23 protein-coding genes and 1 pseudogene are annotated in these 20513 nt (G+C 74.2%); 16 read left to right on the top strand and 8 right to left on the bottom strand.

Annotated elements, in window-relative coordinates; all coding sequences use genetic code 11:
• The first annotated feature begins 15 nt into the window (after positions 1–15).
• The 4 genes from ICW40_RS01760 (at position 16) to ICW40_RS01745 (ending at position 3266) form a co-directional block, all read left to right on the top strand.
• Entirely contained in the window at positions 16–459 is a 444-nt protein-coding gene (locus ICW40_RS01760; RefSeq protein WP_308121564.1) for an SRPBCC domain-containing protein, read from the top strand.
• Complete coding sequence (locus tag ICW40_RS01755) at positions 456–1043, top strand: GNAT family N-acetyltransferase (protein WP_308121563.1); 588 nt, start codon at positions 456–458, stop codon at positions 1041–1043. The genes ICW40_RS01760 and ICW40_RS01755 overlap by 4 nt, the downstream gene beginning before the upstream one ends.
• Before the next feature lie 50 nt (positions 1044–1093).
• The gene (locus ICW40_RS01750) at positions 1094–1744 is read left to right on the top strand and encodes an MBL fold metallo-hydrolase (protein WP_221652107.1); all 651 of its coding nucleotides are present in this window, start codon (positions 1094–1096) and stop codon (positions 1742–1744) included.
• 64 nt (positions 1745–1808) lie between these two features.
• The gene (locus tag ICW40_RS01745; protein WP_221652106.1) at positions 1809–3266 is read left to right on the top strand and encodes an alanine/glycine:cation symporter family protein; all 1458 of its coding nucleotides are present in this window, start codon (positions 1809–1811) and stop codon (positions 3264–3266) included.
• Positions 3267–3270: 4 nt separating this feature from the next.
• Here the strand turns inward: ICW40_RS01745 and ICW40_RS01740 are convergent, their stop codons facing one another.
• Together ICW40_RS01740 and ICW40_RS01735 are read right to left on the bottom strand one after the other, a co-directional pair.
• Entirely contained in the window at positions 3271–4047 is a 777-nt protein-coding gene (locus ICW40_RS01740; RefSeq protein ID WP_221652105.1) for a PIG-L deacetylase family protein, read from the bottom strand.
• A gap of 66 nt (positions 4048–4113) precedes the next feature.
• Entirely contained in the window at positions 4114–4470 is a 357-nt protein-coding gene (locus ICW40_RS01735; protein WP_221652104.1) for a DUF3140 domain-containing protein, read from the bottom strand.
• Between the two features lie 145 nt (positions 4471–4615).
• Here ICW40_RS01735 and ICW40_RS01730 point away from each other — a divergent pair, with 145 nt between their 5' ends.
• The 6 genes from ICW40_RS01730 (at position 4616) to ICW40_RS01705 (ending at position 10321) form a co-directional block, all read left to right on the top strand.
• Positions 4616–5581 (top strand): S1C family serine protease, encoded by a 966-nt coding sequence (locus ICW40_RS01730; RefSeq protein ID WP_221652103.1) that lies wholly within the window; start codon positions 4616–4618, stop codon positions 5579–5581.
• A gap of 158 nt (positions 5582–5739) precedes the next feature.
• Entirely contained in the window at positions 5740–6789 is a 1050-nt protein-coding gene (locus ICW40_RS01725) for a spore photoproduct lyase family protein (RefSeq protein ID WP_221652144.1), read from the top strand.
• A gap of 119 nt (positions 6790–6908) precedes the next feature.
• Positions 6909–7985, top strand: a complete 1077-nt coding sequence (locus tag ICW40_RS21340; RefSeq protein ID WP_221652102.1) for a glycosyltransferase family 4 protein — start codon at positions 6909–6911, stop codon at positions 7983–7985.
• Positions 7986–7996: 11 nt separating this feature from the next.
• Positions 7997–9160, top strand: a complete 1164-nt coding sequence (gene rlmC / locus ICW40_RS01715; RefSeq protein ID WP_221652101.1) for a 23S rRNA (uracil(747)-C(5))-methyltransferase RlmC — start codon at positions 7997–7999, stop codon at positions 9158–9160.
• Positions 9157–9492: a DUF1905 domain-containing protein gene (locus tag ICW40_RS01710; RefSeq protein WP_221652100.1), complete on the top strand. Its 336-nt coding sequence runs from the start codon at positions 9157–9159 to the stop codon at positions 9490–9492. The genes rlmC and ICW40_RS01710 overlap by 4 nt, the downstream gene beginning before the upstream one ends.
• Positions 9493–9532: 40 nt before the next feature.
• Positions 9533–10321, top strand: a complete 789-nt coding sequence (locus ICW40_RS01705) for a class I SAM-dependent methyltransferase (protein ID WP_221652099.1) — start codon at positions 9533–9535, stop codon at positions 10319–10321.
• 8 nt (positions 10322–10329) lie between these two features.
• Here ICW40_RS01705 and ICW40_RS01700 read toward each other — a convergent pair whose 3' ends face one another.
• Positions 10330–10611, bottom strand: a complete 282-nt coding sequence (locus ICW40_RS01700; protein WP_221652098.1) for a hypothetical protein — start codon at positions 10609–10611, stop codon at positions 10330–10332.
• A gap of 75 nt (positions 10612–10686) precedes the next feature.
• Between ICW40_RS01700 and ICW40_RS01695 the strand changes: the two genes are divergently transcribed.
• Genes ICW40_RS01695 through ICW40_RS01680 form a run of 4 tightly spaced genes read left to right on the top strand, consistent with a single transcriptional unit; the run spans position 10687 to position 14410 of the window.
• The gene (locus ICW40_RS01695; RefSeq protein ID WP_221652097.1) at positions 10687–11073 is read left to right on the top strand and encodes a bleomycin resistance protein; all 387 of its coding nucleotides are present in this window, start codon (positions 10687–10689) and stop codon (positions 11071–11073) included.
• Between the two features lie 9 nt (positions 11074–11082).
• Positions 11083–12375 carry an MFS transporter gene (locus ICW40_RS01690; RefSeq protein ID WP_221652096.1) on the top strand — a complete coding sequence of 431 codons (1293 nt, stop codon included), beginning with the start codon at positions 11083–11085 and terminating at the stop codon, positions 12373–12375.
• A 55-nt stretch (positions 12376–12430) separates the two neighbouring features.
• The gene (locus ICW40_RS01685; RefSeq protein WP_221652095.1) at positions 12431–13651 is read left to right on the top strand and encodes a M20 metallopeptidase family protein; all 1221 of its coding nucleotides are present in this window, start codon (positions 12431–12433) and stop codon (positions 13649–13651) included.
• A gap of 3 nt (positions 13652–13654) precedes the next feature.
• Positions 13655–14410, top strand: a complete 756-nt coding sequence (locus ICW40_RS01680) for a trimeric intracellular cation channel family protein (protein ID WP_221652094.1) — start codon at positions 13655–13657, stop codon at positions 14408–14410.
• Between the two features lie 12 nt (positions 14411–14422).
• Here the strand turns inward: ICW40_RS01680 and ICW40_RS01675 are convergent, their stop codons facing one another.
• The 3 genes from ICW40_RS01675 to ICW40_RS01665 all read right to left on the bottom strand — a co-directional run bounded on the left by ICW40_RS01675 (position 14423) and on the right by ICW40_RS01665 (position 16307).
• Positions 14423–15043: a DUF998 domain-containing protein gene (locus ICW40_RS01675; protein ID WP_221652093.1), complete on the bottom strand. Its 621-nt coding sequence runs from the start codon at positions 15041–15043 to the stop codon at positions 14423–14425.
• Positions 15040–15882: an SMP-30/gluconolactonase/LRE family protein gene (locus ICW40_RS01670; protein WP_221652092.1), complete on the bottom strand. Its 843-nt coding sequence runs from the start codon at positions 15880–15882 to the stop codon at positions 15040–15042. The genes ICW40_RS01675 and ICW40_RS01670 overlap by 4 nt, the downstream gene beginning before the upstream one ends.
• 71 nt (positions 15883–15953) lie before the next feature.
• The gene (locus ICW40_RS01665; protein ID WP_221652091.1) at positions 15954–16307 is read right to left on the bottom strand and encodes a VOC family protein; all 354 of its coding nucleotides are present in this window, start codon (positions 16305–16307) and stop codon (positions 15954–15956) included.
• 159 nt (positions 16308–16466) lie between these two features.
• Here ICW40_RS01665 and ICW40_RS01660 point away from each other — a divergent pair, with 159 nt between their 5' ends.
• Complete coding sequence (locus tag ICW40_RS01660) at positions 16467–17900, top strand: HNH endonuclease signature motif containing protein (RefSeq protein ID WP_221652090.1); 1434 nt, start codon at positions 16467–16469, stop codon at positions 17898–17900.
• Between the two features lie 94 nt (positions 17901–17994).
• On the opposite strand, the gene ICW40_RS01655 is transcribed toward ICW40_RS01660, so the two are convergent.
• The gene (locus tag ICW40_RS01655) at positions 17995–18645 is read right to left on the bottom strand and encodes a helix-turn-helix domain-containing protein (protein WP_221652089.1); all 651 of its coding nucleotides are present in this window, start codon (positions 18643–18645) and stop codon (positions 17995–17997) included.
• Positions 18646–18733: 88 nt separating this feature from the next.
• Here ICW40_RS01655 and ICW40_RS01650 point away from each other — a divergent pair, with 88 nt between their 5' ends.
• Positions 18734–19768, top strand: a complete 1035-nt coding sequence (locus ICW40_RS01650; protein ID WP_260458632.1) for an NAD(P)/FAD-dependent oxidoreductase — start codon at positions 18734–18736, stop codon at positions 19766–19768.
• Between the two features lie 6 nt (positions 19769–19774).
• On the opposite strand, the pseudogene ICW40_RS01645 reads toward ICW40_RS01650, so the two are convergent.
• Positions 19775–20513, bottom strand: a pseudogene (locus ICW40_RS01645) (hypothetical protein); the annotation flags it as partial.

The following is a 20513-nucleotide window of genomic DNA, read 5'->3' as shown; positions in this document are numbered from 1 at the left end:
ACGAGGAGCGGTCCCGTGCGCGGTCACGTGGCGACGGTCGAGACGAGGGTCGCGGCGCGCCGCGACGACGTGTGGCGGGTCCTCACCGCCCCGGGATCACGGCCCGAGATCATGTTCGGCGCAGAGACCGTGACCGACTGGCAGGTCGGCAGCCCGGTGGTCTGGCGGGGCGAGTGGGACGGCAAGGCGTTCGAGGACAAGGGCCAGGTGCTCGAGGTGGACGCCGGTCGCCGCCTCGTGGTGACCCACTGGAGCCCCCTCAGCGGCGCACCCGACGTCCCCGAGAGCTACCACACCCTCACCTGGACCCTCGAGGACGACGGCGCGGGCACCGTCGTGCGGCTCGAGCAGGACAACAACGCCTCGCCCGAGGAGGCGGAGCACTCGGCCGCGAACTGGCGCACGATGGTCGACGGCCTGCGCACCGTCGCCGAGGGCGAGCACGGGGCACGCCGGTGAGCGCGCGCTCGGTGCGGACGACGCGGCTCGACCTCGTGGACTTCGCCGCGGACGACGTCGACCTCCTCGTCGAGCTCGACTCGGACGCGGAGGTCATGCATCACGTCACGGGCGGGCTGCCGACGCCCCGCGACGAGATCGTGGACGACGTGCTGCCCGCGTTCCTCGCCTACGCGGATCGCTACCCGCAGGGGTACGGCTTCTGGAAGGCGGTGGAGCGCTCGACCGGCGAGGTCGTCGGCTGGTTCCACCTGCGACCGGGCGACGGGCACCCGGCCGACGAGCCGGAGCTGGGCTACCGGCTGCGACGCAGCGCCTGGGGTCGCGGCCTGGCGACCGAGGGGTCGATCGCGCTCGTCGAGGCGGCGTTCCGGCGGATGGGCGCACGACGCGTCGTCGCCGAGACCATGGTCGTCCACACGGCGTCCCGCCGCGTCATGGAGAAGGCGGGGCTGCGGCTCGTGCGGACGTTCCACCAGCCGTGGCCCTACCCGATTCCCGGCGACGAGGAGGGTGACGTGGAGTACGCGATCACCCGCGACGAGTGGATGGCGCGCGCGTCCGAGCCGCCGCCGGGCGCCTGATCCGGCCGACGCCTCTGGCGGGCGCACCCCGGCCGGACGAGGATGCCGTCATGCGCCTGATCAAGCACGTGCACTCGTGCGTCGCGCTCGAGCACGACGGCCGCCGCCTCGTCGTCGACCCGGGCAGCTTCGGCTCGCCCGAGGCGCTCGACGGCGCCCATGCCGTCCTGGTCACGCACGGCCACGTCGACCACCTCGACGCCGACGCGCTGCGCGCGGCGCTCGCGGCCGACCCGCTCCTCGCGGTGCGCACGACCGCGGAGGTCGCGGAGGCTCTCGCCACGCCCGACCAGGTCCACGTGGTCGGCCCCGGTGAGACGTTCACCGTCGCGGGCTTCGACGTGCGGACGGCCGGGGCGGAGCACGCGCCCATCCACCCCGACGTCGCCACGCCCGCCAACGTGGGCTTCCTCGTGACGGCGGGCGGTACGACCGTGTTCCACCCGGGCGACGCGCTGACGGTGCCCGAGGAGCCGGTCGACGTGCTGCTCGTGCCGGTCTTCGCGCCGTGGAGCCGGCTGGGCGACGTCGTCGACTGGATCCGCGCCGTCCGCCCACGCCGGGCGATCGCGGTCCACGACGCCGGCCTCAACGACGGCGTCGGGCAGGCGATGGTGACCGGCTTCCTCGGCGAGCGCGGCCCGGGCACGGGCGTGCCGTTCGAGCGCGTCCCGCCCGGGACCGTGGTGTCCCTGCCCTGAGCCCGGGCTCTCGACCTCCCGCGCAGGGCGGACCTGTGCGATCGTGCCGGACGAGGGGGACACCATGGACGCGTTCCAGCAGTACGTCATCGACCCGGTCTCGAACTTCCTGTGGACCTACGTGCTCGTCTACGTGCTGCTCGGCGTCGGCGTGTACTTCGGCATCCGGACCCGCTTCGTGCAGGTGCGCCTCCTGGGCCGGATGGTGCGCCAGGTCGCGGCCTCCCGGTCTGGGTCGGAGGGCGGCATCTCGTCCTTCCAGGCGTTCTGCGTCGGCCTCGCGTCCCGGGTCGGCACCGGCAACATCGCCGGCGTCGCCATCGCGCTGACGCTCGGCGGCCCGGGGGCCATCTTCTGGATGTGGGTCGTCGCGCTCGTCGGCATGGCCACCGCCGTCATCGAGGCGACGCTCGCCCAGCTGTTCAAGGTGCCCGGCCCCGACGGCAGCTTCCGCGGCGGTCCGGCGTTCTACATCGAGCGGGGACTCGGGTCCCGCCGCGGCGGGATCCTCTTCGCGGTCCTGCTGATCTTCACGTTCGGCATCGCGTTCAACATGGTCCAGGCGAACACCATCGCGGACGTGCTGGACAGCGCCCACGGCGTCGACCCGGCCTGGTCCGCGATCGGGCTCATGGCCCTCACGGCGCCCGTCGTCTTCGGCGGCGTGCGCCGGATCGCGCGCGTGGCCGAGTTCGTGCTGCCGGCGATGGCGCTCGGCTACGTCCTGCTCGCCCTCGTCATCATCGCGCTCAACATCGGCGCGGTCGGCACGGTGCTGGGCACGATCGTCACGGCGGCGTTCGGCGTGGGCGAGGCGGCCGCCGGCATCACCGGGGGGCTCGTCGCGGCGCTCCTCAACGGCGCCAAGCGCGGCCTTTTCTCGAACGAGGCCGGCATGGGCAGCGCACCGAACGCCGCGGCGACGGCGACGACGAGCCACCCCGTGAAGCAGGGGCTCATCCAGTCGCTCGGCGTCTTCGTCGACACGATCATCGTGTGCTCCGCGACGGCCTTCATCATCCTGTTCGCCGGGCCGGACGTGTACTCCCCCGGCGAGACGACCGAGGGCGCGTCGCTCACCCAGGAGGCCGTCGCGCACGAGCTGGGCGCCGGCCTCGCACCCGTCATGACGGTGCTCATCTTCGTGTTCGCGTTCTCGTCGGTGCTCGGCAACTACTCGTACGCCGAGGTCAACATGTCCTTCCTGCGCGCACGGCGGGTCGCCCTGCTCGTCTTCCGCGTCGTGGTCGTCGCGGTCGTCGGGCTGGGAGCCGTGCTCGACCTCGTGGTGGTGTGGGCGCTGGCGGACGTGGCGATGGGCCTCATGGCGCTCGTCAACCTCGTCGCGATCGTCATGCTGGGCCGGTGGGCGCTCGGGGCTCTGCGGGACTTCGAGCGCCAGCTGCGCGCGGGCCAGGACCCGGTGTTCCGCACCGACGACAACCCGGACCTCCCCGGTCCGGTCGTCGACAGCGTGTGGTCGGACTCCTCGGAGCACCGACCCGCCCCGACCACCGTCTGAGGGCTCAGGCGCCGTCGTCGAACGACGGCGGGGCCTGGAGGTCCCACACGCGGAACGCGACGGCGTTGGCGGTGCCGAGCAGGCGGCCGTGCGCGCCGGTGATCCCCTCGACGACGGCCCTGGCCGGCGGGTGCGAGGCGATGGACGCGAGGTAGGCGCCGTGGGCCTCGAGCGAGCGCACGGCCGCCTCGGTCGGCGGGCCCGTGACGTCCACGGCGTGCGTCGGCCGCGGGTTCCCCGACGCGAGCACCCAGCGCACCGACCACGGCTCGAGCCCCTCGTCCAGCAGGTCGCGGAACACCCAGCGGTTGCCCGCGTCGCGCACGGCGTCGAGCGCCGCCAGGCCGGCCACGCGGTGGTCCGCCTGGTTGAGGCCCGCGACGAACTCGATCTCCCACGAGGTGAGCACCACCGCGTCGGGTCGTGTCCTGCGGACCGCGCGCGCGATGTCGCGTCGCAGCGCGAGCGAGTACTCGAGCACGCCGTCGGGGTGGCGGAGGATCTCGACGTCCTCGACGCCCACCTCACGTCCGGCCGCGAGCTGCTCCGCGTGACGCAGCGGCGCCGCCTCCTCGGGCGCGGTGCCGTCCATGCCCGCCTCGCCGCGCGTCAGCAGGAGGTAGGACACGTCGACGCCCCGGGCGGTCCACACGGCGACCGCGGCCGAGGTCCCGTACTCGACGTCGTCCGGGTGCGCGACGACGCACAGGACGCGGCGGAACGCCTCGTCGGGCAGGTGCGGCAGGCGCGGTCCCCCGCGCGGTGCTGACGGCTGCGACATGGTCGTCCTCCGGTCGGCCGGGTGGTTGCCTGTCCCCTGGCGAGGGTATGCACCCGGCCGGCCGCGTCACCCCAGCGGGTCGTGACCCCAGTTCATGAGCGACCACCGCCACGGCGTCTCCGTGACGTCGCCGTCGGGCCGCTGTGCGAGGTGCCGGTGGACGTACCCCACGACCTTGCGCATGTGCGCCGCGTCGTCGGCCGTCAGGTCGGTCTTGTTGCTCCGCAGGATCTCGACGATCCGCCGACCCGACGCGTGACCCGTGGACTCGCCGTCGCCGTGGGTGTCCCCCACCGACCGGGACTCGTCCGTGGTGAGCCACCGCTCGAGAGCCGCCGGAGTCATGGTGACCGCCTCGCGCCACTCGTCCCACACCTCGGCGACCTCGGGTGCGGTACCCGTGCTCCCGTCGCCCTCGACCATGCAGACCGCCACCTCTCGCTCAGCCCCGACGGGCACGTCCTGGCAAGGCTCTGCGAGACCGCGGCCCCGCGCCACCCGGGGCCGTTCCCGTGCGCTGTCGGCGAACGTGCGTGCCCGACGTCCCCGTCGCGCGTTCTCATGGGTCATGGCACCCGACCGGACGGATTCAGGTGACGCGGAGGCCCGCGGCGATGCGCTCGACGCGCTCGACGCGTACTCCGCGGCGGTGGTCCGGGTCGCCGAGCGCGTGCTCCCCTCGGTCGCGAGCCTCGAGGTCCGCACGCGTCGCGGCTCGGGCAGCGGGAGCGCCTCGATCGTGACCGCGGACGGCTACCTCCTCACCAGCGCGCACGTCGTCGCAGGCGCGGAGCACGCGGAGGCCACCTTCGCGGACGGGAGCAGCACGCGCGCCGACGTCGTCGGACGTGACGTGCTCTCCGACCTCGCCGTGCTCCTCGCGCGCGGCAGCACACCGCCTCCGGTCGAGCTCGGCGACGCCGCGCGCCTGCGGGTCGGCCAGCTCGTCATCGCGCTCGGCAACCCGCTGGGCCTCGCGGGCAGCGTCACGGCCGGCGTCGTCTCCGGGCTCGGGCGCTCGCTGCCGACACGCGCGGGACGCGTGGTCGACGAGGTGATCCAGACCGATGCCGCGCTCAACCCCGGCAACAGCGGTGGCGTGCTCGCCGACAGCGTCGGCCGGATGGTGGGTGTAAGCACCGCGGTGGCCGGGGTCGGCGTGGGCCTGGCCGTGCCCGTGAACGCGACGACGCGCACGATCGTCGACGCGCTCATGACGAGCGGGCGCGTCCGCCGTGCCTGGCTCGGGGTGGTCGGAGCGCAGGCACCCCTGACGCCCGGGCTCGCGGCCCGGCTCGGGCGCACGCACGGGCTCCAGGTGTCCGCCGTCGTGCCCGGCAGCCCCGCCGCGGCTGCCGGGCTGCGGCCCGGCGACGTCGTCGTCGCGGTCGACGGCACCACCGTCGCCACGAGCACGGCGATCCAGCGCCTCATGGTCGAGGGGGCGATCGGCCGCGCGCTCGAGATCACGGTCTGGCGCAACGGCGCGCTCGTCGACGTCATTGCCGAGCCGCGCGAGCTCACGGACGCCTGAGCGCGGCGCCCCGATCGGTGACGCGTCTCACAGCTCCCGCGGCGTCCCTCGGGGAGGGAACCCACGTCCGGGCGCGTTCTTCCTGCGTGACCACGTCGACCGCCACGGACACCCCCGGACCCGGTGCGCCCCAGCGAGCTGAACGCGCCCCGCGACCCCTGCTCGACGTGCGCCGCATCTACGTCGAGCCCGAGGCGGCCGAGCTGCCGCGGGGCCGCGAGGTGCTCGCCCGCTGGCCCGACGCCGAGCGCGTCGAGGTCGCGTCGCACTGGAACATCCCGGAGCTGCACGGCGACGAGACGAACGTCGACCGGTGGGCCCGGATCAAGACCGAGGCGCTGGTCCTCGGCGTCAAGAAGTCGCTCGCCGCGCGGCCCAACGGGCGGTCGTCGAACTTCGTCGCGCCGTCGACGGCGAACGGGTGCGCCATGGCGTGCGCGTACTGCTACGTGCCGCGGCGCAAGGGCTACTCCAACCCGATCACCGTCTTCGCGAACATCGACCGCATCACCGGCTACCTCGCCCGGCACGTCGCACGCCAGGGCACCAAGCCGGCGCCGGACCAGTGCGACCCGCACGCGTGGGTGTACGACATCGGCGAGAACAGCGACTGCTCGGTGGACGCGACCGTGAGCGACAACGTGCGCGACCTGGTCGACCTCTTCCGCGGGCTGCCGAGCGCCAAGGCGACCTTCGCGACCAAGCACGTGAACCGCGACCTGCTGGACTGGGACCCGCAGGGACGCACCCGGATCCGGTTCTCGCTCATGCCCGACCGCATCTCGCGGCTCGTGGACGTGCGGACCGACCGTGTCGCCGACCGGATCGCGGCGATCGACGACTTCGTCGAGGCGGGCTACGAGGTGCACCTCAACCTCAGCCCCGTGATCGTCCACGACGGCTGGCTCGAGGACTGGGCGGAGCTCCTCGACCAGGTCGAGGCAGGCATCGGCGAGCGTGCCAAGGCGCAGCTCGCGGCCGAGGTGATCATGCTGACGCACAACGAGGCGCTGCACGAGGTCAACCTGGGCTGGCACCCGAAGGCCGAGGAGGTGCTGTGGCGTCCCGAGCTGCAGCAGCCCAAGACCTCGCAGACCGGTGGCCGCAACGTGCGCTACCGCACGGGCGCCAAGGGCCGCTACGTCGCCGCGCTGACGGACCTGCTGGCCGAGCGGCTGCCGTCGTGCCGCGTCCGCTACGCCTTCTGACACCCGCCGTCACCGCCGTTCCGACCGCCACCTACGGCGGACGGCGTACCCGGACGGGGATCAGCATCACCCGCACGTCTGACTCGGTGGGCCGTGGTCACCGCTTAGGCTTCCCAACCGTGAACACACGTGCACCGGGGCCGTCGCGCATCAACCACTTCTCCGAGAGCGTCTACACGGTCCAGGGGCACGGGGTGCACACCGCCTTCACGGACCTCGTCTCCGCGCAGCGGCGGCTCGGCCTCGAGGTCGGCGTCAACGAGGACTGGCGGGACGGCGTGCTGCACGTGCACACCGTCGGGCCGACGAGCCTCGGCCGGCTGCTGCGCCACCGGGGCCTCCGCGTCGTCTCGGCGCACGTGACGCCCGGCTCGCTCAAGGGCAGCCTCAACGGCGTCCGCCTCTACGGCGGCATCTTCACCACCTACCTGCGCCGCCTCTACGACGTCGCCGACGTCGTGATCGCGGTGAGCGACGGCGCCGCGGCCGAGGTCCGCGAGATGGGTGTCCGCACCCCCGTCGTCGTCGTGCCGAACGCCGTGGTCACCGAGACCTTCCGGCCGACGCCCGAGCGACGCGCGGAGGCCCGTGCGGCGCTCGGCCTGTCCGCGGACGACTTCGCGGTGCTCGGCGTGGGCCAGCTGCAGCCGCGCAAGGGCATCGAGGAGTTCGTCGAGTGCGCGCGGCGCATGCCGGACGTGCGGTTCATGTGGCTCGGCGACTGCCTCTTCGGCGCGATGTCGGACGGGCGTGCGCGCATGAAGCGCGTGGTCGCCGAGGCGCCCGCCAACATGGACTTCGCGGGCCAGAAGACCCGGGGTGAGGTCGCCCGGTACTGCTGGGCCTCCGACGTCTTCCTCTTCCCCTCCCGTCACGAGACCTTCGGCATGGCGCCCGTCGAGGCCGCCTTCGCGGGCCTGCCGCTCGTCATGCGCGACCTGCCCGTCTTCACCGGCGTCTTCGGCTCGGACCAGGCGTTCCTCGGCGCGCAGACCGTCGACGGCTTCGTCGACCACCTGACCGCCCTGCGCGACGACCCGGCGCAGCGACGGCTCGCGGCCGGCCGCGCGTCGTCGTCGGTCACGCGGTACGCCGGCGACGCGATCGCCGCCCGCATGGTCGACCTCTACGAGCACTGGACCGCCCACACGGCGCAGCGCTCGGGCGTCCTGCGGCGCGAGGTCGTGCGGGGCTGACCGTCACGACCGTGCGCTGCGACTACTTCGACGCGGCCGCGTGCCGCTCGTGCGCCCTCATGGGCCAGTCGTACGACGAGCAGCTCGCCGGCAAGGAGCGCCACTGCCGGCACCTGCTCCTCGAGCACCCCGGGATCGCCTGGCTGCCGCCCGTGCGCAGCCGCGAGGAGGGCTTCCGCAACAAGTCCAAGATGGTCGTCGGCGGGACGGCTGCCGCGCCGGTCGTCGGCATCCTCGACGCGACGGGTCGCACCGTGGACCTGCGCGCATGCGGCCTGCACACGCCGGCGATCCGCACGGCGCTCCCGCACCTCGCTGACTTCGTCACGCGCGCCGGGCTCACGCCGTACGACGTCGCGGCACGGCGGGGCGAGCTCAAGTACCTGCTCGTCACCGAGTCGCCCGACGGCGAGCTCATGGTCCGGTTCGTGCTGCGCTCGCAGGAGCCCGTCGCCCGGATCCGCAAGCACCTGCCGGCGCTGCTCGCCCTGCTCCCCCACCTGCGGGTTGCCTCAGTGAACCTCCAGCCCGAGCACAAGGCCGTCCTCGAGGGCGAGCGCGAGATCCTGCTGACCGCGGAGGGCGCGCTGCGCATGCGCCTCGACGACGTCGTCCTGCACCTGCGGCCGCAGAGCTTCTTCCAGACCAACACCGACGTCGCGCGCGCCGTGTACGCGCAGGCCCGCGCATGGGTCGACGAGCTGGCGCCCCGGTCCCTGTGGGACCTGTACTGCGGCGTGGGCGGGTTCGCGCTCACCTGCGCGACGGGACGGGCCGGCGAGCAGCGCGACGTCGTCGGCATCGAGACGAGCGTCGAGGCGATCGCCAGCGCCGAGCAGAGCCGCGCCGACGCGGACCTCGAGCGGGTCCGGTTCGAGGCCGGCGACGCGACCGCCTTCGCCCTGGCCTCGACGCGGCCGCCGGACCTCGTGGTCGTGAACCCGCCCCGCCGCGGGATCGGTCCGGAGCTCGCGGGCTGGCTCGAGGCGTCGCCCGTGCGGCACGTCGTCTACTCGAGCTGCAACGCCGAGTCCCTCGCGCGCGACCTGCGGGCGATGCCGTCGCTGGCGCCCGTCCGCGCGCGCGTGCTCGACATGTTCCCGCAGACCACCCACTACGAGGTCGTGACGCTGCTCGAACGCGTGTCGGACGCCGGCGCTACGGTGCGCGCGTGACCGATCGGACCGATCCCGCGGAGCGCGGGCCGAGATACGAGTTCGACGCCGCGCTCTACCTGTGGCAGGCACGGCAGGCCGACAGCTGGACGTTCGTGAACCTGCCGACCGACGTCGCCGACGAGATCCTGGACGTCGCCGGGCACGTCGCGCGCGGCTTCGGGTCGCTGCGCGTCGAGGTGCGGATCGGCACCACGGTGTGGCGCACGTCGATCTTCCCCGACAGCAAGGCGGCGACGTACGTGCTCCCCGTGAAGAAGGCCGTGCGCCGTGCGGAGGGCGTCGAGGCGGGTGACACCGCGCGCATCGCGCTCGTGCTGCTCGACGTCTGAGCCGACCCGGGCGCGCCCGGCCCCCGGCTACCGTGGCGGCATGGACCGACGACGCCTGGGGTGGCGCGCCTGCTACGAGCTGCTCGCGTCACGCGTTCGACGTCCCGAGTGGTCCTTCATGAACTACGGCTACGCGCCCGACGACGGCGAGACGCCGCTCGTCCTCGCACCCGAGGACGAGGCGGACCGCCTGTGCATCGGGCTCTACGCCCGCACCCTGGGCGACCTGCCGCTCGGCGGCCGCGACGTGCTCGAGGTGGGCTGCGGTCGCGGCGGCGGCGCCTCGTGGATCGCGCGGCAGCACCGTCCGCGGAGCACGGTCGGGCTCGACTTCTCGGCGGCCGCGGTCGACCTGTGCGCGCGCCACCGGCACGCACCGGGCCTCTCCTTCGTCCGCGGCGACGCCGAGGCGATGCCCTTCCCGGACGCGTCGTTCGACGTCGTGGTCAACGTCGAGTCCTCGCACTGCTACGGGTCCGTGCCGGCCTTCGCGGCGGAGGTGCAGCGGGTCCTGCGGCCGGGCGGCACGTTCGTGTGGGCCGACTTCCGCCCGGCCGAGCGGGTGGCCACGGCCCTGGGCGAGCTCGAGGCGCACGGCCTCCGGCTCGCCGCTCAGGAGGACGTCACCGGCAGGGTCGTCGCGGCGCTCCGGGCCGACGACGACCGCAAGGCACGCCTCATCCACGCCTGGGTCCCGAAGGTCGCGCACCCGCTCTTCCGCCGGTTCGCCGCGATGGAGGGGTCGCGCGGGTTCGAGGCGTTCGCCGCCGGGCGCACGCGCTACCTGGTCGCGCGCCTCGAGAAGCCCGCCTCCGTGCGGGCCGCCTGAGCGCCGGGTCAGGCGTCGTCGTACTCGGTCCGGACCCTCCGCGCGTCGGGCAGCTGCTCGTCGAGCGACCGCCGGTAGGCGATGCACCCGCGCAGGAACTCGGGCCACTCGGGCACCTCGGGCAGCGGGTCGGTCCGCTCGGGCAGCAGGCCCCAGAGCTCGGGGTGGTGCCACGACAGGTCGTGCAGGGTGCTGTCGCGGTGCCGGCGGATGCCCTCGCGCAGGCGCAGCACCTCGGCCACCAGGTCCGCGTGCGGCAGTGACGCGAGCTCGTCGTCGGTGGCGGTCATGGTGCCACTGTGCAGCGCGCTCCCGGGGCTGCCAAGGGGCTCCCGCTCGGGGCGTCGTCGGCCTACCGTGACGGGATGGCCGAGCACGCCGTCCCGATCCTCCCGAGCCGTGACCTGCGCGAGACGCTCGAGTTCTACGAGCGGCTCGGCTTCGAGAACCGCGGCGCACCGCCCGAGGAGTGGGACTACCTCATCCTCGGTCGCGGCGCGGCGACGCTGCACTTCACGACCGTGCCCGACGTCGACCCGCTGACGACCGCGGCGATGTGCTACCTGTACGTCGACGACGCCGACGCGGTGCACGACGCGTGGCGCGGCGCCGTCCGCCCGGACCCGGCGACGGGCAGCCGCCTCGTGCCCCCGGTCGACACGGACTACGGGATGCGCGAGATGGCCGTCGTGGACCCCAGTGGCAACCTCGTGCGCGTGGGGTCGTCCCTGCGACCGGGCGGGGACTCCTAGGCTGTGCCGGTGCACGAGGACGAGCGGCGGACGGGCCTGGGCCCGGCGTTCACGAACCTCTTCACCGCGAACCTCAGCTCGAGCCTCGGCGACGGCATCGCGCGGGTCGCCGCTCCCCTGCTCGCCGCCCGGCTCACCGACGACCCGCTGCTGGTCGCCGGCATCGCCGCCGTCGCGCTGCTGCCGTGGCTCTTCCTCGCGATCCCGGCCGGTGTCCTCATCGACCGGGTGGACCGCCGTCGCGCGCTGGGCGTCGCCAACGGCGTGCGCACGCTGCTCGCGCTCGCGCTCGTGCTGCTCGTCGCGACCGGCACGCTGACCATCTGGTGGCTCTACGTCGTCCTGTTCGTCTACGGCGCGTTCGAGACCGTGTACGACGGCGCGATCCGCGCCGTCGTCCCGAGCCTCGTCGGACGCGCGGACCTGCACCGCGCCAACTCGCGGATCGAGGCCGGCGAGCTGGTCGTGCAGAACTTCGTCGCCGCACCCCTGACGTCGTGGCTGTTCGCCGCGGCGGTGGTCATCCCGCTGGGCGTCAACGCCGTGGTGTTCGCCGTCGGCGCGGTGCTCGCGTTCCTGCTCCCCAGGGCCGCCGCCGGCGACCACAGCACCGCACCGTCCGGCGCGCCGCCGACCGCCTGGTACCGCCAGCTCGTCGACGGCTTCCGGTTCATCATGGCGAGCCGCATGCTGCGGACCCTGTGGTTCCTGAGCACGGTCACGGGGCTCTGCTACTCCGCGGGTCTCGCGACGTGGGTCCTGTTCGTGCTCGACCGGCTCGACGTGCCCGAGGCGTGGTTCGGCACGTTCATGCTCACGGGAGCCCTCGGCGGCATCCTCGGCACGGTCGTCGTCGGCCGCGCGAAGCGGGCCCTCGGGACCGGCACCGTCATGGCCGTCGCGAACCTCCTCGCCAACCTCGCGCTGCTCGCGGTCGGCGTCGTGCCGACGATCGGCGTGGCGGTCGCCGGGATGGTGCTCAGCTCGGGCGCCGTGACGGTGTGGAACGTCCTGGTCATGTCGCTGCGGCAGAGCGTCATCCCGAGCCGTCTGCTCGGCCGTGTCCACGGCACCTGGCGCACCCTCCTGTGGGGGACGATGCCGCTCGGCTCGCTCCTCGGTGGGCTGCTGGGTCGCGTCGACCTCGTGCTGCCCATGGTGGTGGGTGGCGGGGTGGCGACCGTCGCCGGCGTCGTCTGGTTCCGGTTCCTCAGGACACTGCCCGAGCCGGAGGACGCCGACGTCGAGCCCGGACCGGCACCGGAGGCGGAGACCGCGCCCGGCGCGACGCTGCCGGAGTAGCCCGATGGCCGACGACGGCGGGCCATGGCTCGCCGGGGCGCGCTAGCGTCGGGTCGTGACCGACCAGCCGACCGATCCCACCGCGCATCTCCTCGACGAGGCGCGGGCCCTCGGGCCCGAGCTCACGGAGCTCCGGCACGACCTCCACCGCATCCCGGAGCTGGGCCTCGACCTGCCGCTCACCCAGGCGCGCGTGCTCACGGCGCTCGAGGGCCTCGGGCTCGAGGTCACGACCGGCACCGCCCTGACGTCGGTCACCGCCGTGCTGCGCGGTGCGCGTCCGGGTCCCGCCGTGCTGCTGCGGGGCGACATGGACGCCCTGCCCGTGACCGAGGCGTCGGGCGAGCCGTTCACGAGCGAGCACGAGGGCCGCATGCACGCGTGCGGTCACGACCTGCACGTGGCGGGTCTGGTCGGGGCCGCCCGCCTGCTGGCCGCGCGCCGCGAGGAGATCGCCGGCTCCGTCGTGCTGATGTTCCAGCCCGGCGAGGAGGGGCAGCACGGCGCGCGCCTGATGATCGAGGACGGTGTGCTGGACGCGGCGGGCGAGCGGGTGGTCGCCGCCTACGGCGTCCACGTCATCTCCTCGCTCGTGCCGTCGGGGGTCGTCACCGGCAGGCCGGGACCCACGATGGCGGCCGCGGACCAGATGTACGTGACCGTGCGCGGCCGGGGCGGTCACGGGTCGACGCCGCACCACGCCGCGGACCCCGTGACGGTGGCGGCCGAGATCGTGCTCGCGCTGCAGACCGTCGTGACGCGCCAGTTCGACGCGCACGACCCCGTCGTCGTGTCCGTCGGACGGCTCGCGGCGGGCACGATCGACAACGTCATCCCGGAGACCGCCGAGCTGGACGCGACCATCCGGACCTTCTCGCCCCAGCACCACGCCGTCGTGCCCGAGCGCCTGACGCGCGTCGTCGAGCACCTGGCCGCCGCGCACGGCCTCACCGCCGACGTCCGCTACGTGCGGGGCTACCCCGTGACGGTCAACGACGCGGACGAGACGGATCGCGCCGCGCGCCTCACGGCCGCGCTGCTCGGCCCCGACGCGTGGCTCCCCGCGGCCCGGCCGGTCTCCGGCGCCGAGGACTTCTCGTACGTGCTCGAGCAGGTGCCCGGCGCCTTCGTGTTCGTCGGCGCGACGCCGCCGGACCTCGACCCGGCGACGGCGCCGTACAACCACAGCGCCTACGCGCGGTTCGACGACGACGCGCTCCCGGTCTCCGCCGCGCTGCTCGCGGCGCTCGCGCTGGACCGCCTCGCCCAGGGCTGAGCCGTGGACGTCGCCGAGCTCGGTGACCTGCTGCCCGGCCTGTTCCGGACGCTCGACCTGGTCGGCGTGTTCCTCAACGCCGTGCTCGGTGGCACGATCGCCCGCCAACGCCGCTTCGACCTCGTGGGCTTCGCGATCCTCGCGATCGTCTCGGCGCTCGGCGGCGGCATGCTGCGCGACACGCTGCTGCAGGCGGGGCCACCCGTCGCGCTGACGGACCCGCTCTACCTGGTCACCGCTCTCGTCGGCGCCCTCGTCGCCTTCGTCGTCCGGTTCGAGGGCCGCTGGTGGAACCGGATGTACCTCGTCGGCGACGCGCTCGTGCTCGGGTGCTGGGCCGCGACAGGGACGACGAAGGCGCTCGCGGCCGGGCTGGGCGCGCTGCCCGCGGTACTGCTCGGCGTCACGACCGCCGTGGGCGGCGGGATGATCCGCGACGTCGTCGTCGGGCAGGTCCCGACCATCTTCGGCGGCAACACGCTCTACGCGACGTCGGCCGTCTTCGCCTCCCTCACGGCGCTCGCGCTCGACGACGCCGGGTTCGAGTCGCTCGGGATGCTCGCCGCGATCGTCGTCGGCTCGGGTCTCAGCATCCTGGCGCGGTGGCGCCGGTGGACGCTGCCCGACGCCGACGCCGTCCGGTTCCGCCCGCGCCGCGGGCGGCACGAGGGGCATGGGGAGCGGGACCAGCACCGTGAGCACGACCAGCACCGTGAGCACGGCGAGCACGGGCGGCACGAGGAACACCCGCCCGGCTGAGGAGGCTCGCGCTCAGGCGCCGAGCGGGCCTGAGCGACGCGTACGGCGCAGGCCGAGCACGACGGCGAGCGGCCACAGCGCCTGAGCGCCCGCGAGCCAGCGCTCGGTCGCGCCCGTGGCCGCGCCGCCGTCGGGCGTGAGGCCCTGCAGCTCGAGCACGAAGAGCACGAGGAGGGCCAGGAGGACAACCGCGGCGGCCAGGCCCACGACGGGCCGCAGGACGACGGGGACGCGCTCGCCGCGCCGCCACGCGAACGCGGGCCACAGGGACAGGGCGACGAAGGCGATCCCGGCCGCGACGCCGTGCGCGCGGGAGGCGACGTCGACCGGGAGCGCCGCGACGGCGAGAGTGGCGAGACCCCCGACCGCGTGCAGCACCCGGCCGGGCCGCCGCGCCGCACGCAGCCCCGCGGCGGTCACGAGGTGAGCCAGACCCGTGCCCGCGAGCCCGGCCGTCATGATCCACGGCGCGGTCGCATCGGTCGCCGCGAGCGCGCTGATCGTCTCGCGCACCGGGTCGAAGCGCTCCTGGGCCGCGGCGGCGAGGGTCCAGCCCCCGATCATGGCGACCGGGGCCGCGGCTGCGGACGCGAGCGTCCAGGCGGGAGGGCCGAGGAGCTCCGCGCGGGTCATCCGCCGTAGGGCAGCACGGGGCGCCCGGGGACGTCGACGCGCAGGCGGAACACCGCACCGGCCTCCGGCTCGGGGTCGTCGAGGTTCTCCCGCGACGTCGTGACGTAGAGGTCGCGGAGGTCCGGACCGCCCAGCGTGCACGCGGTGACGAGCCGCACGGGCAGGTCGACGTCGGCCAGGATCTCCGCCGAGGGCGAGTAGCAGCGGACCCGGCCGACCCCGTTGAGCGCGACCCACACGTTCCCCGCCGAGTCGACCGTGAGGCCGTCGGGGCGGCCGTCGTCCCCGCTGTGGAAGACGCGTCGGTCGCGCAGCTCGCCGTCGACGACGTCGAAGACGTCCGTGGTGCCCGTCTCGGTGTCGTCGTAGTACGCGCGCGTGCCGTCCGGCGAGAAGTCGATGCCGTTCGAGACGGTGACGTGCGGCAGGACGACCGTGACGCCGCCGTCTGGCGCGATCCGCTGGAGGCTCGCGCCGCCCTCCGCGCGGTCGTAGCGCATGCTGCCGACGTAGAGGTTGCCGGCAGGGTCGCAGCCGCCCTCGTTCATGCGCAGGCCGGTGTCCGACCACATCTCGGGCAGCGCGCGCGGCGTCTCGTCGGGTGCGTCAGCGAGCCCGATCCCGCGCTCGAGACCCACCACCCAGCCGCCCGATCGGCGCGGGCGGACGAACGCCGCGACGTCGCCGACGTGGAGGCGGTCGACGGAGCCGTCGTCGCGCAGGGTGCAGACGTCACCGGCGAGCATGTCGACGAAGCGGAGCCCGCCCCAGGTCGGCGACCACACGGGCCCCTCCCCGTGGTAGGCGACGGCGTCCGTGACCTGCTCGAGCTGTGTCATGCGTCGATCGTGCCCGGTCGTCAGCACGGCGGCGACCTGTCCCACGGGGGACGCGCCGCCGGCACACGTGCTCAGCGGCGATGGCGCACGACGTTGATGACGTTGCCGTCCGGCGCCCGGACGAAGAACCGCCGCACCCCCCACGGCTCGGTCGTGAGCGGGTGCACGATCTCGTAGCCGAGCCGGCACGCCTCCTCGTACGCGCCGTCGACGTCGTCGGTGAGCACCGAGATGACAGGGTCCTCCGGTGCGGCCGCGTCACGCGTGACGAGCTGGACCTCCGCGCCGGATCCCGGCGCGGTGTACCGGGCGACCCAGCCCAGGTCGAAGTCCTCCGTGCTCAGCCCGAGGTAGTCGCTGTAGAAGCCCTTCGCGGCAGCGATGTCGGCGACGTGCAGGTCGGCGATGATGCGGTTGACGTGCATGGGACCCCCCGAGGCGATGACCACCACTGTGGCAGGTCGCGGAGACGCTCGGGTCGCTGTGGACGGCGCACCCGTCCCCAGGCCCTGCGGGCCCTCCAGGCGCCGTGTCAGTGGTCGTTCATACACTCGTTCGACGAGGACACGGGTGCGGAGGGTGCGGTGAGTGAGGCGGTGGCGAGGCTCGACGAGCTGGTCGCACGCCTGAGCGCGGATGCGGTCGAGCTCGCAGCCCTGACCCTGGACGAGCTCGACCCGGGTCGGGCGGCGGCGGCGCACCGGTCGCTGAGGCAGGCCGACGACAGGCTCCGGCTCGTCGCCTCGACCCTGCTCGCCAAGGTGGAGGCGGCGGGCGTGTGGGAGGCGTCCGGCGGTGCGCGGACGCTCCCCCAGTGGGCGGTCCAGCGCGACGGGGTCTCCTACGGGACAGCGCGTCGCGAGGTCACGCTCGGTCGCGCGATGGAGAGCACGCTGCCCGCGACCCGCGCCGCCGTCGCGGCAGGCGAGATCACGCTCGAGCACGCGCAGGTGCTCGCCGAGGTCGCGCCCACGTCGGACGCACGCCGCTCGGCGCTGACCGGCCCGCACGAGGACCGCAACGAGGGCTTCCTCCTCGCGGCGGCACGGCGGCTGGGTGTCGACGACTTCCGCAAGGTCGCTCGCCGGTGGGCCGTCGCGGTCGACGACGACGCGGCGCAGCGCGAGCACCGCGACGCAGCGGGCCGCGAGTACCTCACGGTCGCACGACGACGGGACGGGTTCGCGCTCACGGGGTTCCTCACGCACGAGAGCGGCACGCTCCTCACCACCGCACTCCGGGCGGTCGCAGGCGTGCCCGCGAAGGACGACGAGCGGTCGGCAGAGCAGCGGAGCGCCGCCGCGCTCACGAGCACCGCACGCCTGGTCCTCGACAAGGGTGTGGCCGGCGTCGGTGCCCAGGTCCGTCCGCATCTGAGCGTCCACGTGTCCTTCGAGACGCTCGAGCGCCTCGCCGCGGAGGCCGACGAGCGGGACCGTGCTGCTGGTGGCGATGGGCAGGGCCGGGCCGACGCCGAGACGCGCGAGGGCGCCGCACTGCTCGCGCCCGCTGAGCTCGAGTCGGGCGAGCCGCTCCCCCGGCGCCTGCTCCAGCGCATCGCGTGCGACTCCGAGGTGACCCGCATCGTCTTCGACGCGGAGGGGCAGGTGCTCGACGTCGGGCGGGCCCATCGCACCTATGCCAAGCAGCTCCGACGCGCGGTCATCGCGCGGGACCGGCACTGCCAGTACCCGGGGTGCTCGACGCCCCCCGAGCTCGGGGAGGTTCACCACATCGTCTGGTGGAGCCGCCGAGGACCTACCTCAGCCAAGAACGGGGTCCTGCTCTGCTGGTACCACCACGACCTCGTCCACGACCGCGACCTCCGGGTCGTCCGCCGCGCGCACGGCTTCGACGTGCTGCGCGCGGACGGCAGCCCGCTGCGGGACCCGGTCCGGACGGCCTCGGGTGATCCACCGCGTGGAATGCGGTCGGCATCTTCACCCACGGCGGCAGGCTCCGCCGGACCAACGCGCGCGGATCCGTCAACCGGGGTGCTCTTGGAGGAGGCCGGCTAGGTGTGCCTTTCGAGGGGACGGGTGAAGAGTGCCCTCCAAGACCCTCGGCCGAGCCTGGTGTCGTGGGACCGGCGACAAGCGGTCGTCCGGCGACTCACCCCTCGGGCGCGGTGTCGCCCTGGGTCGAGGAGCCGCTCCGCGCGCGGACGTGCATGCGCTCGCCCTGGGGGCCGAAGAGCGTGAGGACCTCGGCGTCGCCCGGGCCCGGGTTGCCGATCCAGTGCGGGAGCCGGGTGTCGAACTCCGCGACCTCACCGTCGCGGAGCACGAGGTCGTGGTCGCTGAGCACGAGGCGGATGCGGCCCGAGAGCACGTACAGCCACTCGTGCCCCTCGTGCGTGCGCAGGTGCGGCTCGTCCTTGGACGGCGGCACGATCATCTTGTACGCGCGCTGGCCGCCCGGTCGGCGCGTCAGCGGGACGAACGTGCGGCCGGCGCGGACGAACGGGCGCGCGTGGATCCGCGGATCGCCGGTGACGGGCGCGTCCACGAGCTCGTCGAGCTGCACGCCGTGCTCACGCGCGAGGGGCAGGAGGAGCTCGAGCGTCGGCCGCCGCAGGCCCGACTCGAGGCGGGACAGCGTGCTCACCGAGATGCCCGTGGCGGTCGAGAGCTCGGCCAACGTCACGTCGCGGCGCTGCCGCAGGGCCTTGAGACGCGGGCCGACGCCGCGCAGGACGTCCTCGAGCCCGTCGCCGGTGGTGGTGCCCGGCTCGTCGTGCCGCGGGTGTCGTGTCTGCGCCATGGCTCCATTTGCCGCTCTGGCAAGGATGATTGTCAAGTCGGCAGCGCCGTGGTGGTGTCTCACCATCACCCGCGACGAGGAGACGACCATGATCCAGACCAGCGACATCACCAGCACGGATCCGACCAGCAGCGAGGCGACGATGCCCGACGGGAACGCGACCCCGACCTACGACGTGGTGGTGGTCGGCGGCGGTGCCGCAGGGCTCAGCGGGGCACTCTGCCTCGCGCGGGCTCGGCGGTCCGTGCTCGTCGTCGACGACGGCAACCCGCGCAACGCGCCGGCCGGAGGTGTGCACAACTACCTGACGCGCGACGGGGTCCCGCCCGCCGAGCTCATCGCGGCCGGCCGCGCGGACGCCGCCACGTACGGCGCTCAGTTCAGGAAGGCCACCGTCACGGACGTCGACCGGCTCCCCGGAGCAGCGCAGTTCGGGCTCACGCTCTCCGACGGGTCACGCGTGCTCGCCCGGCGGCTGCTCGTCACGACCGGCGTCGTCGACGAGCTGCCCGACATCGCGGGCCTTCGTGACCACTGGGGCGGCGCCGTGCTGCACTGCCCCTACTGCCACGGGTGGGAGGTCCGCGACCAGCGGGTGGTCGTCGTCGCGACGGGTCCGCTGGCCGTCCACCAGGCCCAGATGTGGCGGCAGTGGACGTCCGAGCTCACCGTCGTGGGGCCCGTCGCGGACGACGCCCTCGAGGAGCTGCTGGCCCGCGGCATCACCGTCGTCCCCGGTGCGGTCGCCTCGGTCGTCGAGCGCGACGGAAGGCTCACCGGGCTCAGGCTCGCCGACGGCGACGTCGTGCCGTGCGACGCCGTCGTGGTCGCCTCCCGCGTCATCGCGCGCTCCGCCCTGCTCGAGCAGCTCGGGCTCAGGACCGTCGACACCGTGATGGCCGGCCAGCTGGTCGGCACCGGCGTGCCCGCCGACCCGTTCGGCGCGACCGAGGTCGACGGCGTGTGGGTCGCGGGCAACGTCACGAACCTGCGGGCCCAGGTCATCACCTCGGCCGCGGCCGGCCTCGACGCGGGCGCCGCGATCAACGGCGACCTCATCGCCGAGGAGACGCGGATCGCCGTCGAGGCCCGTCGCCGCGCCGCGGCGGCGGCGACCGCCTGACCGCCGTCAGCGCGACGGGGCGAGGCCTCCGCCGACCCAGGTACGGATCGCGGTGACGTCCGCGGCGCTCAGCACCATGCGGGCGCCGCGGCACAGCCCGACGACGTTGTCCGCCCACGTGTCGGCGATCTGCTCGGCGCTCGGTGCGGCGCTGAGGTCGAGACCCGCGAGCAGCACGCCCGCGATCACCGTGTTGACCGAGCTGCGGCCGATCGGCTGCCCGGCGGACTGGCAGGCGTCGTGCACCCGCCGTGCCGTCTCCGGACGGTCGAACGGGTGCGCGGCCACGTCGTCCGCGAGCGCCGTCAGGAGCACGCGGTACCGGTCCGTGGGCAGGTTGGGGATGTCGGTGACGTCCACGACCTGACGCTGCAGCGGTGGCAGCGCGACGGTCGCGCCCGGCAGGTCGGCTTCGCTGAAGCGCTCCGGGTCCCAGACGAACCCGGGCGCGGGCTCGGGCGACGCCGCGACCTCGGGGACCTCGCGCGCGATCCACGGGAAGAAGGCACCGGCGCCGGCCCAGCCGGACGCCGCGATCCCGGGCTCGGCGTTCTGCGCGGCGCGCGCGACGAGGCCGCCGCGCAGCGGACGGTCGGCCGACCGGACCTGCCGCAGCACCGCACGGCGCGCAGCCGACGCGGGGTGCGTCGGAGCCGCCGGCTCGTCGCTCGTCCCGAGGTCGTCCGCCGAGCCGTCGCGGGCCGCGTCGTCGTCCGGGTCGCCCGGCACCGCCCCCGCGTCGACC

Source organism: Actinotalea ferrariae, assembly GCF_019733465.1.
GTDB lineage: Bacteria > Actinomycetota > Actinomycetes > Actinomycetales > Cellulomonadaceae > Actinotalea > Actinotalea ferrariae_A.
This window is presented reverse-complemented; position numbering and strand designations above follow the sequence as displayed.

Excerpts from the sequence above, each read along its gene's own strand:
- ICW40_RS01750 (WP_221652107.1), top strand. The coding sequence starts at position 1,094 with ATGCGCCTGATCAAGCACGTGCACTCGTGCGTCGCGCTCGAGCACGAC.
- ICW40_RS01745 (WP_221652106.1), top strand. The coding sequence starts at position 1,809 with ATGGACGCGTTCCAGCAGTACGTCATCGACCCGGTCTCGAACTTCCTG.
- ICW40_RS01740 (WP_221652105.1), bottom strand. The coding sequence starts at position 4,047 with ATGTCGCAGCCGTCAGCACCGCGCGGGGGACCGCGCCTGCCGCACCTG.
- ICW40_RS01735 (WP_221652104.1), bottom strand. The coding sequence starts at position 4,470 with ATGGTCGAGGGCGACGGGAGCACGGGTACCGCACCCGAGGTCGCCGAG.
- ICW40_RS01730 (WP_221652103.1), top strand. The coding sequence starts at position 4,616 with ATGGCACCCGACCGGACGGATTCAGGTGACGCGGAGGCCCGCGGCGAT.
- ICW40_RS01705 (WP_221652099.1), top strand. The coding sequence starts at position 9,533 with ATGGACCGACGACGCCTGGGGTGGCGCGCCTGCTACGAGCTGCTCGCG.
- ICW40_RS01700 (WP_221652098.1), bottom strand. The coding sequence starts at position 10,611 with ATGACCGCCACCGACGACGAGCTCGCGTCACTGCCGCACGCGGACCTG.
- ICW40_RS01695 (WP_221652097.1), top strand. The coding sequence starts at position 10,687 with ATGGCCGAGCACGCCGTCCCGATCCTCCCGAGCCGTGACCTGCGCGAG.
- ICW40_RS01675 (WP_221652093.1), bottom strand. The coding sequence starts at position 15,043 with ATGACCCGCGCGGAGCTCCTCGGCCCTCCCGCCTGGACGCTCGCGTCC.
- ICW40_RS01670 (WP_221652092.1), bottom strand. The coding sequence starts at position 15,882 with ATGACACAGCTCGAGCAGGTCACGGACGCCGTCGCCTACCACGGGGAG.
- ICW40_RS01665 (WP_221652091.1), bottom strand. The coding sequence starts at position 16,307 with ATGCACGTCAACCGCATCATCGCCGACCTGCACGTCGCCGACATCGCT.
- ICW40_RS01655 (WP_221652089.1), bottom strand. The coding sequence starts at position 18,645 with ATGGCGCAGACACGACACCCGCGGCACGACGAGCCGGGCACCACCACC.
- ICW40_RS01650 (WP_260458632.1), top strand. The coding sequence starts at position 18,734 with ATGATCCAGACCAGCGACATCACCAGCACGGATCCGACCAGCAGCGAG.